This window comes from Clostridium sp. E02 (assembly GCF_003833015.1).
Lineage (GTDB): Bacteria > Bacillota > Clostridia > Lachnospirales > Lachnospiraceae > Lacrimispora.
In genome coordinates this window covers 39,862-58,519 of the sequence record NZ_RJLQ01000019.1, presented here as the reverse complement: position 1 = coordinate 58,519, position 18,658 = coordinate 39,862, and the positions used below count along the sequence as shown (strand labels likewise).

At 40.4% G+C, this 18,658-nt stretch carries 13 protein-coding genes and 1 riboswitch; of the genes, 9 read left to right on the top strand and 4 right to left on the bottom strand.

Going from position 1 to position 18,658, the window contains the following annotated elements; all coding sequences use genetic code 11:
* Positions 1–6 precede the first annotated feature (6 nt).
* Both rhaD and EFT72_RS14700 read left to right on the top strand, forming a co-directional pair.
* Positions 7–837 (top strand): rhamnulose-1-phosphate aldolase, encoded by an 831-nt coding sequence (gene rhaD, locus EFT72_RS14705; protein WP_124067677.1) that lies wholly within the window; start codon positions 7–9, stop codon positions 835–837.
* 108 nt (positions 838–945) lie between these two features.
* Positions 946–1,482, top strand: coding sequence for a biotin transporter BioY (locus tag EFT72_RS14700; protein WP_124067676.1), 537 nt, complete (start codon positions 946–948; stop codon positions 1,480–1,482).
* A gap of 66 nt (positions 1,483–1,548) precedes the next feature.
* On the opposite strand, the gene EFT72_RS14695 is transcribed toward EFT72_RS14700, so the two are convergent.
* Positions 1,549–2,079 carry a hypothetical protein gene (locus tag EFT72_RS14695; RefSeq protein ID WP_243110027.1) on the bottom strand — a complete coding sequence of 177 codons (531 nt, stop codon included), beginning with the start codon at positions 2,077–2,079 and terminating at the stop codon, positions 1,549–1,551.
* A gap of 265 nt (positions 2,080–2,344) precedes the next feature.
* Here EFT72_RS14695 and EFT72_RS14690 point away from each other — a divergent pair, with 265 nt between their 5' ends.
* From EFT72_RS14690 to guaB, 4 genes are all read left to right on the top strand, one after another.
* On the top strand, positions 2,345–2,635 hold the full coding sequence (locus EFT72_RS14690; protein ID WP_124067675.1) for a co-chaperone GroES: 291 nt from the start codon (positions 2,345–2,347) through the stop codon (positions 2,633–2,635).
* A 104-nt stretch (positions 2,636–2,739) separates the two neighbouring features.
* Positions 2,740–4,359, top strand: coding sequence for a chaperonin GroEL (gene groL / locus EFT72_RS14685; protein WP_124067674.1), 1,620 nt, complete (start codon positions 2,740–2,742; stop codon positions 4,357–4,359).
* 78 nt (positions 4,360–4,437) lie between these two features.
* Entirely contained in the window at positions 4,438–4,947 is a 510-nt protein-coding gene (locus tag EFT72_RS14680) for a DUF6106 family protein (protein WP_124067673.1), read from the top strand.
* A 202-nt stretch (positions 4,948–5,149) separates the two neighbouring features.
* Positions 5,150–6,604, top strand: a complete 1,455-nt coding sequence (gene guaB, locus EFT72_RS14675) for an IMP dehydrogenase (protein ID WP_124067672.1) — start codon at positions 5,150–5,152, stop codon at positions 6,602–6,604.
* Between the two features lie 40 nt (positions 6,605–6,644).
* On the opposite strand, the gene EFT72_RS14670 is transcribed toward guaB, so the two are convergent.
* Positions 6,645–8,054: a spore germination protein gene (locus EFT72_RS14670; RefSeq protein ID WP_124067671.1), complete on the bottom strand. Its 1,410-nt coding sequence runs from the start codon at positions 8,052–8,054 to the stop codon at positions 6,645–6,647.
* A 439-nt stretch (positions 8,055–8,493) separates the two neighbouring features.
* Between EFT72_RS14670 and EFT72_RS14665 the strand changes: the two genes are divergently transcribed.
* The gene (locus EFT72_RS14665; protein ID WP_124067670.1) at positions 8,494–9,366 is read left to right on the top strand and encodes a YitT family protein; all 873 of its coding nucleotides are present in this window, start codon (positions 8,494–8,496) and stop codon (positions 9,364–9,366) included.
* A 6-nt stretch (positions 9,367–9,372) separates the two neighbouring features.
* On the opposite strand, the gene EFT72_RS14660 is transcribed toward EFT72_RS14665, so the two are convergent.
* Positions 9,373–10,290: a calcium/sodium antiporter gene (locus EFT72_RS14660; protein WP_347561892.1), complete on the bottom strand. Its 918-nt coding sequence runs from the start codon at positions 10,288–10,290 to the stop codon at positions 9,373–9,375.
* Between the two features lie 357 nt (positions 10,291–10,647).
* The gene (locus EFT72_RS14655) at positions 10,648–11,088 is read right to left on the bottom strand and encodes a hypothetical protein (RefSeq protein ID WP_124067669.1); all 441 of its coding nucleotides are present in this window, start codon (positions 11,086–11,088) and stop codon (positions 10,648–10,650) included.
* Between the two features lie 184 nt (positions 11,089–11,272).
* Between EFT72_RS14655 and addB the strand changes: the two genes are divergently transcribed.
* Both addB and addA read left to right on the top strand, forming a co-directional pair.
* Positions 11,273–14,707: a helicase-exonuclease AddAB subunit AddB gene (gene addB / locus EFT72_RS14650; RefSeq protein ID WP_124067668.1), complete on the top strand. Its 3,435-nt coding sequence runs from the start codon at positions 11,273–11,275 to the stop codon at positions 14,705–14,707.
* On the top strand, positions 14,697–18,374 hold the full coding sequence (addA, locus tag EFT72_RS14645) for a helicase-exonuclease AddAB subunit AddA (protein ID WP_124067667.1): 3,678 nt from the start codon (positions 14,697–14,699) through the stop codon (positions 18,372–18,374). Before addB ends, addA begins: the two co-directional genes overlap by 11 nt.
* Before the next feature lie 146 nt (positions 18,375–18,520).
* A riboswitch (purine riboswitch) is annotated at positions 18,521–18,616 on the top strand.
* Positions 18,617–18,658: the final 42 nt, after the last annotated feature.

Sequence of the window (18,658 nt, the reverse complement as noted above, 5' to 3'; positions counted from 1 at the left end):
ATAAACATGAAAATATTAGATGCAGAATTTGTAAAAGGCTTTATCCGTATGTGTGACGATGGGTTTCAACAGAACTGGCATGAGCGCAATGGCGGCAATCTAAGCTATCGATTAAAGGTGGAAGAGAAGGAACTGATCAAAGATGAATTAAACAAAGAGGCAGCCTGGCAGCCGATTGGAACCAATGTTAGTGGATTGGCAGGAGAATACTTTCTGGTAACTGGAAGCGGAAAGTATTTCCGGAATGTGATCTTGGATCCTGCCTCCACTCTTTGTTTGATAGAAGTAGATGAAACAGGAGATAACTATCGGATCTTATGGGGGCTTATAAATGGTGGAAGACCAACCAGTGAACTTCCCTCTCATCTAATGAATCATGAAGTGAAAAAAGATGTGACAGGTGGAAAACACCGGGTTATTTATCATGCGCACCCCACCAACGTAATTGCACTGACTTTTGTGCTTCCTCTTAATGCAGAAGTATTTACCAGAGAATTGTGGGAGATGGCTACCGAATGTCCCGTAGTATTCCCGTCTGGAGTCGGTGTGGTAGACTGGATGGTGCCGGGTGGACAAGAGATTGCAATTAAAACCAGTGAATTAATGAAGCAGTACGATGCGGCAGTCTGGGCACATCATGGTCTGTTTGCCTCAGGGGAAGATTTTGATTTAACCTTTGGTTTGATGCATACGATTGAAAAGTCTGCGGAAATACTTGTAAAAGTTTTATCCATACGACCAGATAAATTAAAGACCATAACTCCAGATAATTTCCGTGATCTGGCACGTGATTTCCAGGTCACTCTGCCTGAGAAATTTCTTTATGATAAAAAGTAAGAAACACATGGATTGCAAATGTTAACTATAAAAATAAAAAAGGTTGACAATTAAAGATACCCTCTGTATAATGATGTAAAATCACATATGATACAGGGGGTATTTTAGATGAATTCAACGACGAAACAAGTAACATTATGTGCACTGTTTGCAGCCTTGAATGCAATTTTGGCACAAATATCCATACCCATTGGTCCGGTTCCCATCAATCTGGTTCATGTCTCAACCTTTGTTGCAGCGGGACTGCTGGGATCTAAGTATGGGGCGCTAAGCCAGTTTGCTTATGCTTTGATGGGAATGGTAGGTTTGCCCGTATTTAGTGGGTTTTCAGGAGGACTTGGAGTCATCATAGGTCCCACTGGAGGGTATATCCTTGCATACATAATGGCTGCTTATGTGTCAGGTCTTATCATGGAGCATTTCGGAAAAAAATCAGTTTTTGTTATCTTTATGGCTATGTATGTGGGCTGGATCGTTACCTATGGGTTTGGAACCATATGGTATTCTGCCATAACCCATACCGGATTTTTACCGGCGCTGTTGGTGTGCGCAGTTCCGTTTCTGTTCGGAGATCTTTTTAAAACCTGTTTTTCGGTATACATGGTTAAACGTTTAAGTCCAGTCTTTCGTCGTATGGAGAATTAAGATAAAAAAGAGTTGTCATCTTTCTAGTTCGAAATTAGAAAGGTGACAACTCTTTTTTATACGATCCTACTGGATCTCTTCTTCGACAATTGTAGTCGCATGATCGGAAGAAGGATCTTCCGTCTCTTCGAGTGGTGTAAAATCAGGTTGTCCCGTTCTGGAAGCAGTGTAATCTAGCCCTCCGTCTTCCGTTATATCTTGGTCTTCTTCTGTTTGTTCTTTATCGGATTCCAATTTATCCATTGTTGAAAAAGCTACGGCACTCGCTGCATCTTTCGCTGTATCACTTACGAGATTGGCTGCATCTTTAACCAGATTCTTCGCTGCATTTGCTGCATCTTTTGCGGCATCTGCCATGTCTGATGCTGCGACCTTAAACTCGTCTTTACTGGCATTTAAGGAAACATAATTGCGATTCATCGTACTGTCAATTTTTGAAATGTCATCATTTCCGTCATCTTCAAAATCATGGAAGTTTTCTTCCAGTTCTTTGTGGAAGGATTTGTATTTGGTAAAATAAGAGATACCAGCAGCAACAGCGCCGGCGATTGTAGCAAGTGCCACGAATTTCCCAAAACCATTACCCATTTTCGCCATATGAAACACTCCTTTCATTCTCTATTGTATTGTAATACTTATATAGAAAAAAAGAAAGGTATATAATAAGAAAATTTCTATAAACTAAGTAAGTAAAGGTAAAAAACGGATAATCTAGTAGTAATTGTAAAAAAAATATAAAATTAGCACTCAACTATTGACAGTGCTAATAATGAGTGATATAACTTATTATGTGATTAAAATATAACTTCTTTCTGAGCGCGGAAAGAAAAAAATAAGCAGAAAGCTATGAGGAGGAATTGCAATGAAGTTAGTGCCATTATTTGACAAAGTTGTGTTAAAACCATTGGTTGCAGAGGAGACAACAAAGTCCGGTATCGTTTTACCAGGGCAGGCAAAAGAAAAGCCACAGCAGGCGGAAGTCATCGCAGTAGGGCCAGGCGGTCTGGTAGATGGCAAAGAAGTTACTATGCAGGTTAAAGTAGGCGATAAAGTAATCTTCTCCAAGTATTCTGGTACAGAAATTGAGACCGGAGAAGACGATGAGAAGTATGTCATTGTTAAGCAGAATGATATTTTAGCAGTCATTGAATAATTGTTTCAGACTGCAGCGATAACAGAAGGATTCTAAATAGTAAGCAGGTGTGATTTCCTTAATAAATCACAGATAAATTAAGAAGAAAACTGGAGGAATGAAACATGGCAAAACAGATTAAATTTGGCGTAGAAGCCAGAAAAGCACTTGAGTCAGGAGTGAATCAGTTAGCAGATACCGTGCGTGTAACGTTAGGCCCGAAAGGAAGAAACGTTGTACTTGATAAATCCTTTGGCGCACCTTTGATCACCAACGATGGAGTAACCATTGCAAAAGAGATCGAACTGGAAGATTCTTTTGAAAATATGGGAGCACAGCTGGTAAAAGAAGTTGCAACAAAGACAAACGATGTCGCAGGGGACGGAACTACAACAGCGACTGTTCTAGCACAGGCTATGATCAATGAAGGAATGAAGAACCTGGCAGCAGGTGCGAATCCTATCGTTTTAAGAAAAGGAATGAAGAAGGCAACTGACGCTGCAATCAAGTCGATTGCAAAGATGAGTGAGCCAATCAAAGGAAAAGCTTCCATTGCAAGAGTCGCAGCAATCTCAGCATCAGATGATGTAGTAGGTGAGATGGTAGCAGATGCTATGGAAAAGGTTTCTAACAATGGTGTTATTACCATTGAAGAATCAAAGACTATGATGACAGAACTGGACCTTGTAGAAGGAATGCAGTTTGACAGAGGGTATGTATCTGCCTATATGAGTACAGATATGGAAAAGATGGAAGCGAATCTTGATGATCCTTACATTCTCATTACAGATAAGAAGATATCAAATATTCAGGAAATTCTCCCATTATTAGAGCAGGTTGTTCAGTCTGGTTCCAGACTTCTTATTATCGCTGAGGATATTGAAGGAGAAGCATTAACTACCTTAATCGTTAATAAATTAAGAGGAACTTTCAACGTAGTAGGAGTAAAGGCTCCAGGTTACGGAGATAGAAGAAAAGAGATGCTTCAGGATATCGCTGCTTTAACAGGTGGTAAAGTACTTTCTGAAGAACTTGGCTATGACTTAAAGACAGCAACTCTTGATCTTTTGGGCCGTGCAAAATCCGTTAAGATTCAGAAAGAGACTACCGTTATCGTTGACGGATGCGGAGATAAAGAAGAGATCACCGCAAGAATTGGTCAGATCAAAGGGCAGATTGAAGAGACTACCTCTGACTTTGACAAAGAGAAATTACAGGAAAGACTTGCTAAATTATCCGGTGGTGTTGCAGTGATCCGTGTAGGTGCGGCAACTGAAACAGAGATGAAGGAAGCAAAGCTTCGTATGGAAGATGCGTTATCCGCAGCAAGAGCAGCCGTAGAAGAAGGCGTTATTGCAGGTGGTGGTTCTGCTTACATTCATGCCATCAAAGAGATTGATGATGTAGTAACGGGTCTTGAGGGTGATGAAAAAACAGGTGGAAAGATCATCTTAAAAGCACTAGAAGCTCCATTATACCACATTGCAGCCAATGCGGGTCTGGAAGGCAACGTTATCATTAATAAAGTAAAAGAATCAAAAGTCGGTGTAGGCTTTGATGCATACAATGAAGCTTATGTGGATATGGTGGAAGCAGGAATACTTGATCCTACGAAAGTGACCAGAAGTGCACTCCAGAATGCAACCAGTGTTGCATCTACCTTATTGACAACTGAGTCAGTTGTTGCTAGTATTAAAGAAAAGACACCTGCACTTCCAGCGCCAGGCGGAATGGATATGATGTAATAAGGTGATTGAATCCTTGCAGGTATCCCATTATGCCGTAGGTGGCAGACTTGCAAGAAGAAAGGATCCGGTATCTTTATGAATGAAATGTATGCAGAGTGGCTCGTGAAGCGAAAGTCTCCGGCCTATACCATGTTGTTGAAAATCTTGATGGGTATATTATGCGTGATCGCAATTTTCTTATCCATTACACCAGCATTTGGGATTTTTGGAGTGATCATCTTGTTTGCAGTTGGTGCAGGCACATATTTTGTATTCCGCAACAGTGAGGTAGAATACGAATACTTATTTGTGACAAACATGATTACCATCGACCGTATCTATGGCAGGAGCAAGAGAAAAAAAGCCTGGGAAGGAACGATGGATGAGGTTCAAATTGTTGCACCAACCGATTCCGATGAGGTGAAAAATCACGAAACAAGCAATATGAAGTTATTGGATTTTTCTTCTCATGTCAATGGGAAAAAAACCTATACGTTAATCAGTCAGTCTGGTTCAGAAACGGTTAAAATTTTATTTGAACCAAACGATAAGCTGCTTCAGTGTATGAGGATGACATCACCCCGAAAAGTGATTGTTGATCGATAAAACAGGAAGAGTCAGACGGTTTGTAAAACTGTCTGACTCTTCTTTTGGTAAAAAATGACACGAAGGGTTGTCCACATAGGACGGAAAAAAACAAAAAAATGTCCGTTGACAAGTTCCGTAAAATTTGCTAAACTATGTAACTAATAAGCAAAATTCGCTTATAGCGAAACGAATAAAATAAGATGAAGGAGAGGAAATATTAATGGGCACAATTATTGGCGAAGGTATTACTTTTGATGATGTGTTATTAGTTCCAGCTTATTCAAATGTAATACCAAATCAGGTTGATTTAGCGACCAACCTCACAAAGACCATCAAGCTGAATATTCCACTTATGAGTGCAGGTATGGATACGGTAACCGAGCATCGTATGGCGATTGCCATGGCAAGGCAGGGTGGAATTGGCGTTATCCACAAGAATATGACGATCGAGCAGCAGGCAGAAGAGGTTGATAAGGTTAAGAGGTCAGAAAACGGCGTCATAACGGACCCATTCTATCTTTCACCAGAACATACATTAAAAGATGCAGATGAACTGATGGCTAAGTTCCGCATTTCAGGTGTACCGATTACAGAGGGAAGAAAGTTAGTCGGCATCATTACGAACCGTGACTTGAAATTCGAAGAAGATTTCAATCGGATGATTAAGGAGTGTATGACTTCTGAACACCTTGTTACGGCTAAAGAAGGAATTACACTCATGGAGGCAAAGAAGATACTGGCTAAAGCCAGAGTGGAAAAACTTCCTATTGTTGTTGAGAACTTTAACTTAAAGGGACTAATCACGATCAAAGACATCGAGAAGCAGATCAAATATCCTATGTCGGCCAAAGATAAGCAGGGTAGGCTTTTGTGCGGAGCAGCAGTAGGAATAACGGCTAATGTTCTAGATCGTGTATCAGCACTGGTAGAGGCCAAAGTGGATGTTGTGGTATTAGATTCTGCCCATGGACATTCTGAGAACGTTCTGCGCAGTGTTAGAATGATCAAAGAAGCGTATCCAGACCTTCAGGTGATTGCAGGAAATGTGGCGACCGGAGATGCAACCAAAGCTTTGATTGAAGCCGGTGTGGATGCGGTTAAAGTAGGAATTGGACCTGGGTCCATCTGTACTACCCGTGTGGTTGCAGGAATTGGTGTTCCTCAGATTACCGCTATTATGAATTGCTATGCGGTTGCAAAGGAATATGGCGTACCGATTATAGCAGATGGCGGAATCAAGTACTCTGGCGATTTAACCAAGGCGATTGCTTCTGGAGGAAGCGTTTGTATGATGGGCAGTCTGTTTGCAGGCTGCGACGAAAGCCCGGGATCATTTGAACTGTATCAGGGAAGAAAATATAAAGTATATCGTGGAATGGGCTCTATTTCAGCGATGGAAAATGGAAGTAAGGATCGTTACTTCCAGACAGATGCAAAGAAATTGGTACCAGAAGGAGTCGAAGGTCGTGTCGCATACAAAGGTATGGCAGAAGATACAGTATTCCAGATGCTTGGTGGCTTGCGTTCTGGTATGGGTTACTGCGGAGCACAGACAATTGAGATCCTTCAAGAGTCAGCAAAATTTGTTAAAATTTCGGCTGCATCCTTAAAGGAAAGTCATCCTCATGATATTCATATTACAAAAGAGGCACCCAACTATAGTGTTGATAAATAATTGTTTGAAGCAGGTGAAGATTTCTATAAATCTCCACCTGTTATTTTTCTCTATGGGGCAGTCGTCCCCGGAAAAGGCGTTTTTTCAATTCTGAGAGATGGAATGGGATCAATGGGTAGATATAACTCTTTCCAGCTATGGTTTTATTAAATACAATCGCAAGTATTGTAAGAAGTGCACCACCAATAAAGCCCCAGAAGTTAAATAAGGCAGTTGTTATTAGCATAATCATACGCATGAACTTAAAGGCATAGCCCAATTCAAAACTGGACTGGGAATAGTTGGCGATTGTGACAAAGGCCATATATAACATGGTATCACTGTTAAACCAGCCTGATTTTACAGAATATTCTCCTAGAACAATACCAGCAATTACACTAAGTGGAGTGGTCAGCATACTGGGAGTATTCACGGCAGCAAGCCTTAAACCATCGATTGCAAATTCTAATATCATAAGCTGAAAAAACAGTGGGACTTTCGGTGTTTCTGATATCTGAATAAATTGAAGCCAGGAAGGAACGTACTGCGGATTCTGCATGAACAGGAGCCATAAAGGAGTGACAAATAAAGTTAGAATGGAAATTAAAAATCGAGAGAGTCTTAAATAGGTTCCGGTAATGGGAGGAAAATAATAATCATCGGCTTCTTCTATAATATCAAAAACAGAAGAAGGCAATATCATGGCTGAGGGGGAATTGTCTACCATAATGACGATATTGCCTTCTAAAATAGAAGCGGCTGCAGTATCAGGTCGTTCTGAGTATTTGAACTTTGGAAAGGGGTTGTACCACTTATGAGGATAGATACATTCGGCAAGGCTCTCCTGATTCATAGTGAGTGCATCTACTTTTAATTTTCGGATCCGGTCTTTGATCATAGTAAGCAGGTTTTCATCAAATCTACCCTCAAAATAGCAAATAGCGATATCGGTATGAGAACTTTCTCCTGCACTCATAATCTCTACAGTAAGTTTCGGATCGCGAATTCGCCGACGCATGAGAGCTGTATTAAAAATCAAAGTCTCCACAAAACCATCTCTGGAACCTCGTAAAACTTTATCCTTATCCGGCTCAGATATACTTCTAGCGGGATAGTTTCTAGTATCGATGGAAAAACAACTGTCATATCCGTCTATTAACAGACAGGATACTCCTGACAGAATCTGAACAATAATTTCATCATATGAACTTACTAAATCTACCTGGCCATAAGGAAAATCCACTTTTGAAAATTCATGGGCATCTTTTGGCATATCTTTTTCAAGAATAAAGGAGAAGTCTTCTAAAATCTTTTGCCAGATCCCCCCTTGGGTAAATCCAGAGATATAATAGAGACATGCTTCTCTGCCTCCTACGTAAAAGGTGCGGTATATCAGGTCAAAATTCTCTTTGACATTCAGTTTTTGATTTAAATAGTTCATATTATCGGCTAGACGATTGGAAAATTTCATTCGTGACCTCTCCTTGTCTTAAGCTTTTCAGCAAATTAGAAATCAGTATAGTATGCGCATTTTATACAATTATATGTTTTGTAAAATCTGTATGCTGATAACTAAAATTTCATTAAAAATGTAGAATTTCATACGATAATTACAAGAAAATACGGAATGTGTTTGGGTATAATAGACTAAAAATATTGACTTTAAACTTATAATATGGTATTATCTTACATGTAGCGCAGGAAAAAGTGTTTTTCGTGCATCATTTGGGCTCGGGGATGCCAAAATGTAGAAACAGTATAATGTGACGGTTTTGGATCGTGACGGAGGAGTGCCTTCTGTGGGGGAAAGGTACTTCTCTATTTTTTGTCTCATAGGAAATAACATCCTTAATTATTGATATGATATAAGTAATCATATATAATATTATTTATTGATAAGGAGGAATTTTATGTGGAAAATTCTAAGACGGGATAAAAGGATCCGATGTGCGATGACCACAGCGGCTGTGATTGGATCTGCTTTATTACAAACATACGTAATTCAGGCATTTATTCGGCCGGCTGGATTGCTTTCTGGAGGTTTTACGGGACTTGCCATACTAATTGATCGAATTACGTCTCTATTTGGTTTTCACATTTCAACGTCCCTTGGCATGATTTTGTTAAACCTTCCGGTGGCTTTCATCTGCAGTAAAAGCATCAGCAAGCGATTTACGATGTATTCATTGCTTCAAGTATTGTTATCCAGTGCATTATTAAAAATCTGTAACTTCCAACCTATTTTCGATGACGGATTATTAAATGTGGTTTATGGGGGCGTATTATATGGATTTTCCGTTGTTCTAGCACTCAGGGGGAATGCGTCCACAGGGGGAACTGATTTTATTGCTCTTTATGTATCCAATAAAACGGGGAATTCTATCTGGTCTTCTGTATTCAGTGGGAATGTACTTGTACTTTGTATTTTTGGAGCTATTTTTGGTTGGGATTATGCTGGATACTCTATTTTGTTTCAGTTTGTTACAACGAAAGTTATTTCCACATTTCATCATAGGTATGATCGGGTAACGCTTCAAATTACGACGGAAAAAGGGCCGGAACTGGCCGGAGAATACGGAAAGGAATTTAGACATGGCATATCCTGTGTCGATGCCATGGGTGGTTACAGCAAGAAGAAGATGTATCTTCTTCATACTGTAGTGTCTTCCTATGAGGTCACAGATATTATTGCTTTATTCCACCGAGTGGATGACCATGTGATTGTAAATATGTTTAAAACGCAGCAGTTCTTTGGAAGCTTTTACCGGGCACCGATGGAATAATTTGGTCTATCGAATCACGATATAGAACATATAGATCATATAAACGACGATCATAAATATACTTTCCAAACGGTTTAACTTTTTCTTGGTCTTGCAAAATAGAAAGGTGACAAGGCTGATGAGGATTAAAAAAGCGGCGTCATAAATAGACAGCGGATTTACCTTAATGGGGCTGATGGAGGCGGAGATCCCAAGTACCATCAGGATATTAAAGAGGTTGGATCCAATTACATTACCAAGTGCCAGACCATTTTCTCCTTTTCTGGAAGCGACGATGGAAGTAACTAGTTCTGGTAAGGAAGTGCCAAAAGCCACTATGGTTAGTCCGATTAATGACTGACTAAGGCCAAAGGAGGCTGCGATGGCACTGGCATTATTCACAACTAGATTACCGCCCCATATAATTGCGGAAAGACCAAGAATGATATAGACAGCGGAGAGCCAACTGGGCATGGAAACCGTTTCAATTTCTTTGGGAGCCCGGTTTACGATGGCGTCTCGAATGGTAAAGCCTACGAAGAATATAAAAAAAGCAAAGAGGATAACGCCTTCTAATCTGGAAATATTTAAATTCGTAATCATAATGACGAGCAATAAAACACCAGCACCTATCGATGCAGCGTAATCCCAACGAAGCCGTACCCGAAACGGGTGTATGACACCACATGCACCTAAAACTACCAGAAGATTAAAGATATTAGAACCGATCACATTTCCAATTGCAATATCATTGTTGCCAGACAGAGCAGCGGTAGTACTGACTGCAAGCTCCGGTGCACTGGTGCCGAATGCTACGATTGTTAGACCAATGATGATACTGGGGATTCGTAACTTTCTGGCAATCGACGAACTGGCTTCTACAAAATAATCGGCACCCTTGATTAGCAGTACAAAACCTAATATTAAACTTACGTACATCATCATATGAATCCCTCTTTCTTATTAAGATTGTAGGTGTATTGAAAAAGCGAGGCTTTTATTGCACGTTCCCGTGCAGTAAAAGTCTCGCTAATTATATGCGTACCGGTTTGTCCACACTGACAGAAGGAATTCTGATAGAAGGAAAACGGGTATGTCGAATACACAAAACGCTGTAAGCGTAAGCTACTCCCTTTTATTTGATATTAGTATAGTAAACATATCTTTTCTTGTCAAGCCTGTTCCGGTGAAATTAAAGAGAACTTCTTAAATATACCGGCTACCGGTAGAAAGACCGAAAAAGGGCATAAATCGGCAGCCAGGTTTGTTCCTTTGTATTATGTACGTGATCTTGTTCTGATCCTAATCTGTTTTTTCAGCCTTGGTAAGTGCTTGATTCACAGCCTTTAACAATACGCTGGAAGTATAGCGTGTGTCATCGGAATAAGAAATGTTTTTGGTGGACTGGTTTTTCAAAATCTGTTCCGATAGGTTATCCATAGCGGGCTGCATAAGAGGATACATGGTGGTAACCGCCTCGCTTAATGGAACCAGAGTAACAGAAGTGATTTTCTTTGAGTCAACTGTGATTTCTACATTCACATCCTGGCTGTTTAATGTAATGGCAGAAGAATACACACCCGGAACATAGAGCATAGGATCGCTGGAAGTAGGGACTGAATCCTTTTTCGGGCGGAACATGACTAAAAACAGGGTTATGAGAAGAATCCCAAGGCCTACAAAAATTGCAGTGTAAATGATTTCTTTCATTCGTAGAACAACTATTTTTGTTTTTGAGCTCATATAAAAAGCCCTCCATACCGTTTGTTATAATGTATGAGTGGATTGGGTGGTTTCATTCCTAAGAATTTATTGTTGTAAAAGGAAATTTGTGATAATATGGTAAGCAAACATGCGTTTTGTTTTATCTCATAGGAAATCACGTCTTATGAGATAAAAAGATAGAAGAATAGGAGGCGATTAGGTTATGTCACTTCAATTTATTATAGGTGGTTCTGGGTCAGGCAAGACGACTTGTCTGTATACCGAACTGATTCGGCAGTCCATAAGTGATCCAGAGACCAAATACATTGCCATGGTACCAGAGCAGTTTACTATGCAGACCCAAAAAGAGATCGTTTCCCTCCATCCAAACCATGGAGTTATGAATATTGACATTGTTAGTTTTATGAGATTCGCTTACCGGATATTTGAAGAACTTTCTATCAAGAATCCTCAGATTCTTGATGATATGGGGAAATCAATGGTTTTGCGGAAAGTGGCGGCCAATCATAAAAAAGATTTGATTTTATATAAAGAACATTTATCAAAAGCAGGATTTATATCTCAGTTAAAATCCATGTTGTCTGAGCTTTATCAATATGGAATTTCACCAGACCAATTAAAGGAAGAAATCCCCCAAACTATAAGTCCAGTGCTTCGCCAGAAGTTATCAGATATTTCTGTGGTCTATCAGGGATTCAAAGATTATATTGAAAAAAAATACATTACTACAGAGGAAATTCTTGATGTGCTTTGTCATGTTCTTCCGAGATCAGAACGGATCAAAAACAGTGTGATTACCTTAGATGGATACACTGGTTTTACCCCAGTCCAGTACCGGATTTTGGAATTGCTTCTTCGGTATTGCAAAAAGGTCATAATTACAGTGACCATTGATCCAAGGGAAAACATGAGCCAGAAAACAGGGTCCCAAGAGCTATTTTACATGAGCCGGCAGATGATAAAGAAGATAAACGATCTTGCAAAAGTTACGCAGACCAGCCGGGATCAGGATATCCTGCTTTCTGCTCACCCACAGATTCGATTTCAAAAAGGGGCGGGAGTGGATCTTGATTTTTTGGAACAGAATCTTTACCGCTACAAAGGAAATAAATACAAAGAAGTGCCAGCCTCCATTCATTTATACCAGGCACTGAATCCGTCAGAGGAGATTGCATTTGTTCTCCGTTCAATGGAAGAAAGGGTTCGGAAAAATGGGCTAAGGTATCGGGATATGGCAGTGATAACGGGAGATCTTTTAAGTTATGCCAAAGAAATCAACCATCAATTCCAGCAAAATGGGATTCCATTCTTTTTAGATGATAAGAAGAGTATCTTAAAAAACCCTATGGTGGAAGTGATTCGGGCTGGGATTGATATCATTCGAAAGGATTTTTCCTATGAATCAGTGCTTCGGTACATTCGTACCGGACTGATCATCCGGGAAGAAGATAAGGAAAAAGCCGATCGTCTGGAAAACTACGTGATTGCGCTTGGAATCCGGGGATATAAAAGATGGGAAACACCGTGGGAAGGCTGGTACCGAGGAGGAAAGGAATTAAACCTGTTGGAATTAAACCAGCTAAGAGAAGAGATTTTGACTCCTTTAACAAAGTTAAGGGACGCATTTCAAAAAAAGGATTCTACCGTATCAACTTTAACGGCTGCGGTTCTGGATCTTCTTATGGACAACCGAATGGAAGAGAAGATGACAGCCTATGAGAAAAAATTCCAGGATATGGGAGAATTTAGTCTTGCCAAAGAATACGGACAGGTTTATGGACTTGTAATGGATTTATTTGATCGATTGGCAGGTCTTCTGGGTGAGGAGCATGTAAGTAAAAAAGAGTACGCGGAGATTTTGGATGCAGGATTTTCTGAGATTAAAGTCGGTGTGATTCCAGCTTCCATAGACCGGGTTTTTGTAGGAGATCTGACTAGAACGAGACTTGATCATATTAAAGTGCTGTTTTTTGTGGGAGTAAATGACGGAATTGTTCCGGTGAAAAAGGAGAAAAGCAGTCTTTTTACAGATCGGGAAAGGGTGTATCTACATAACAATGACATGGAACTTGCCCCTACGGCCATGGAGGAAGGGTTTCGCCAGCGGTTTTATATCTACCTTTCACTCACAAAACCAGAACAGGAACTTATTTTGTCCTATACAGCAATGGATGGAAGTGGAAAAAGCATGCGTCCCTCCACACTGATTGGAGAATTGAAAAAAATTTTCCCACTTCTTGTGGAACAGGCTCCCGAAAAGAAAGGGGTACCCTTATCGTTTCTGGAAGCAAAAAAACGACTGGCAGATGAACTAAGAGAATATGGCAGTGGAAACTTGGAAGCGAAAAGTGAATTTTTAGAGCTTCTAAGAGCGTTTCTTTTATCGGATCAATACAAAGAAGAAGGAAAGAAACTAGCAGATGCGGCCTTTTATGTCTATGAGAAGAAAGGGATCGGGAAATTAGCAGCCAAAGCCCTTTATGGCTCTGTTATGAGAGGAAGTGTAACCCGTATGGAACAGTATGCATCCTGCGCTTATGCTCATTTTTTAACTTACGGATTGGAGCTTATGGAACGGAAAGAGTATGAACTGGCAGCGATGGACATCGGGAACTTATTTCACAATTCTATCGATTTGTGGTTTCAGAAAATGACGGAAGAAAAAAAGGATTTTCATTCTTTGTCTGAGGAAGAACGCAAATCCATGGTTCATGCGTGTGTCACCCAGGTGGCTCAGGAGTATGGCAATACTATATTAAAAAGTTCAGCGAGAAATGCCTATCTTGCAGGAAAGGTAGAGCGGATTACGGACCGTACGGTATGGGCTCTTGTTGAGCAGTTGAAAAAAGGAGATTTCACTCCCGTAGGATTTGAAGTCTCATTTTCTGCGGAGGATCATTTAAAAGCCATGCGGATTCCGTTGTCAAAGGATGAAGCCATTCATTTACGGGGCAGAATTGACCGTATGGATTTATGTGAAGAGGATGAAACGGTTTATGTAAAGATTATTGATTATAAATCTGGGAGTACGGCATTTGATTTGACTTCTCTTTATTATGGGCTGCAGCTTCAACTAGTTGTATATATGGATGCGGCACTGGAGATGGAAGAGAGGCGAAGACCCGACAAGAAAGTGGTTCCGGCAGGGATCTTTTACTATAACATTGATGATCCGGTCATAGAAAAAAACGGTGAGATGAAAAAAGAAGAGATCGACAAAGAGATGTTAAAAAAGCTTCGCATGAACGGCCTGGTAAATAGCGACTTTGCAGCGATCGCTCATCTGGATCATGAGATTGAAAAGGAATCAGATGTGATCCCTGTTGCCATGAAAAATGGAATCATACAGGAGGCAAAATCCTCTGTAGCAGGAGCAAAACGGTTCGGGGCACTGAGGCAATTTGTAAATGATAAGTTAAAGGCACAGGGAATGGAAATACTGGATGGGATCATAGATGTAAATCCTTATAAACAAGGGAATAAAAGTGCTTGTGATTATTGTCCTTACCACTCAGTTTGTGGCTTTGATCCAAAGACCCAGGGGTACAAGTATCGAAAATTCAAAGCCCTTAAGTCCGAGGAGATCTGGCCGGAGATAGAAGGAGATGAGGAGGGAGGACAAAAAGATGGCAATTAATTGGACAGAGGAACAAAAAGCGGTCATTGAGAGCAGAAATAGAAATCTTTTGGTGTCCGCGGCAGCAGGAAGTGGAAAGACAGCGGTTTTAGTAGAGCGGATTATTCAGATGATTACAGATGGAGAGAATCCGTTGGGAATCGATCAGCTTTTGGTTATGACGTTTACAAAGGCGGCAGCGGATGAGATGCGGGAACGTGTGTTAAAAGCCGTGGATGAAAAACTAATGGAAAACCCAGATAATACTCATCTCCAAATGCAGGCTGCCATGATTCCTTATGCACAGATCACAACGATTGACAGCTTTTGTCTGGGAATTATCCGGGAACATTATAACAAGTTAGACATTGATCCTGCATTCCGGATTGGAGATGAAGGGGAGCTGATCCTTTTAAAAGGCGACGTGATGAAGGAGATGCTTGAGGAATATTATGAGAAAGAGGACCCTTCCTTTGAACGGTTTGTAGAAACCTATGCAACAGGGAAAACGGACCGTGGAATTGAAGATTACATCATGCAGGTATACACATTCTCCCAAAGCAATCCGTGGCCCCAAACCTGGATAGAGAATTGCAGAATAGAACTTAAGACCTGCGGAGAGGGGAATCTTAAGGATACCGCTTTTATGAAGTTTCTGATGGAAGATGTTTCTTTGTCACTAGAAGAGTTGAAGATGCAGGTCAAGGCTGCAATGGAAGTTTGTCAGGAAGAAAATGGTCCAGAGGCTTACCTTCCCATGCTGGAAAGCGATCTCCATATGTTAGATGAGATGAGCATGGCCAAAGAGTATGAAAGCCTAAATAGTAGTTTACAAGAGATTTCCTTTGTACGACTTGCTTCCATACGAAGCAAAGACATTGACCCAGAAAAAAAGGCATGTGTGACAGGCATTCGGGATCGAGTGAAAAAGGCAGTGGGAAAACTTCGGGATTTGTACTGTTTTGAGTCTCCCGAAGAAGTGCTCTCTGACATGGCAGGAACCAGTGAAGCGGTTACTATGTTGCTTCACTTAGCAGAGGAATATCAAAAAAGGTATCAGGAAAAGAAACGAGACAGAAATCTGGTGGACTTTAATGATCTGGAACATTATGCACTGGAAATTTTATTGACGGAGGAAGATGGAAAACGGATTCCGTCAGAAGCAGCAGATGAATTAAGCCGTCAATTCGAAGAGATCTTGGTTGATGAGTATCAGGATAGCAATGATGTGCAGGAAACGCTGATACAGAGCATATCAAGAGAACGATTTGGCAATCCCAATGTGTTTATGGTAGGGGATGTAAAACAGAGTATCTATCAGTTTCGTCTGGCAAGACCTCAACTGTTTCTTACGAAATACGAAACCTATCAAACAGAAGAAGGAAACTATCAAAAAATTGAACTGCATCAGAATTTTCGAAGCAGGCATCAGGTACTCACTGGGATCAATGAAGTTTTTTATCAGATCATGACAAAGAATCTGGGCAGCATTCGTTATACGAAAGAAACAGCTCTTCATGCAGGAGCTGTATTTCCAGAGGAAGAAACATTCGGGGAAAAGCCAGAACTTCTATTGATCCAATCATCGAAAGATCTGGAAAAAAAGCTAGATGGAGCTGCATCTGACTTTACCAGTCGGGAGATGGAAGCAAAGGTAATAGCCAGAAAGATAAGAGCACTCACGGATCCGAAAACGGGTTTGATGATCTGGGATAAAAAGCTTTTAAGGTATCGCATTGCAGAGTACAAAGATATGGTGATACTGTTAAGAAGTTTAAGCGGATGGGCAGAAGAATTTGTAAGTGTATTTATGAATGAGGGAATCCCGGCCTATGCGGAGAGAAAAACGGGATATTTTTCTGCAATAGAAGTAGAAACCGTTCTGTCCATGTTAAATATCATAGATAATCCGATGCAGGATATTCCTTTGGCCGCAGTCTTAAAGTCCCCTATTGGAATGGTTTCCGATGAGGAACTGGCATATTGTATGGCTTTGTGGAAAAATACAACGGATAAGGGACAAGACCGGGGAATCTACGGAGCTTGGCAAGCTTATATGGAGATTGGAGAGAAAGATAAAAAATATCCGGATCTATATGGTAAATTAAAGAAATTACATGAGATGCTTTTGGATTACAGGGAGAAATCAGCATTTCTTTCCATTCATGAACTGTTGTATGATCTATACGAGAACACCGGATATTTCGATTATGTATCAGCGATGCCAGGAGGAGAAGTGCGGAGGGCTAATTTGACTATGCTGGTGGAAAAAGCTTCCGCCTATGAGAAAACCACTTATTCTGGATTGTTTCATTTTATTCGATACATTGAAAATCTAAAGAAATACGATACCGATTTTGGAGAAGCTTCCCTGGCAGGAGAGGAAAATACAGTTCGCATTATAAGCATCCATAAAAGCAAAGGACTTGAGTTTCCGGTTATATTCCTAGCTGGTATGGGGAAAAAATTCAACAAGCAGGATGCATATGGAAAGTTGCTGATTGATCCAGAACTTGGAATAGGGACCGATTATCTTAATCTAGAACAGAGAATCAAAGCACCTACACTAAAAAAGCATGTTTTAAAGAGAAAAACAGAGTTGAACAACTTAGGAGAGGAACTACGTGTACTTTATGTAGCCATGACTAGGGCAAAAGAGAAGCTGATTTTAACAGGGATTGACCGTTATCTGGATAAAAAACTGGAACGATTTTTAAATGTTATGAGAGTAGATGGGCAGGTTCCTTTTACCATACTCCAGACGGCGGATTCTTATTTGGACTGGCTGCTTATAAGTCTGTCAGGAAAATATACGGAATCAGGGATTCAATCAAAAGAAGGAGTGGATACAGGCAGTATTCTTGTAAAGGAGTGGCAAGTTTCTGATCTTGTAGGGATTGAGATGAATCGGCAGGCTATGAAAAAATGGTCCAAAGAAAGTCTTCTCTCCTTTGACACAAAGGCTACGTATGATTCCACATTTGAGGCTGAGTTAAAACATGCACTGACATACCAGTATCCCTTTTTAGAGGATACCAAACTGCATGCCAAGTTAACGGTATCTGAGTTAAAAAAACAGGGACAGTATGCAGAGGAAGAAGAAAGCGATTTTCTGCCAACAATTCCTGAATTTGCAAAAGATGGGAAACGAGAAGACAAAGCCCAGGGGGCAACCCGAGGAACCGCTTATCACAGAGTACTGGAGCTTTTGGATTTTGGAGCAATAAAAACCAGAGAAGATTTGCGGGCTGCACTTACAGAAATTCGGAAAGAGCAACGGATGGATGAAGAAAGTCTTTCGTTTCTATCAGAGTCCCTTCTTATGTCATTTCTTCAGTCCCCCCTTGGAAAACGTCTATCGGCGGCCGAGGAGCAGGGACGATTAAAAAAGGAGCAGCAATTTGTGATTGGAATTTTAGCCAGAGAAATGAATGTGGCAGATTCGGATGAAAGAATTCTGATCCAGGGAATTATAGACGCTTATATGGAAGAAGATGGAAAGCTGATTTTGGTGGATTATAAGACGGATCGCATCCGTGAGGGAGAGGAAGAAGTTCTATTAAAACGATACAGGATTCAGATGGAATATTATAAGCGTGCGTTGGAGCAGATGACCGGAAAAACGGTGAAGGAAATGATTCTTTATTCTCTGGAACGAAAGAAAGAAATTCTTGTAACTGGGAGCTGATTTTATGCATAAGGATTAAAAAAATATAACATAATAGAAGAAAACAAAAGTACGACACCACGTAGAAAGCCTAATAAAATAGTATTGACAAATAGTTTTCCCATATGGTATAGTCAATCCTGTCAAAGGTCACATAGATTTGTGAAGTATTAATATTCGATGAAACTTATATATGCTCATAATTGGTTGAGTGTTTCTACCAACTACCGTAATAGTTGTCTATAAGTTTCCACGAGACAGGAATGCAGCTTTTTTAGTTGCGTTTTTATTGTCTGCGTTTGGAG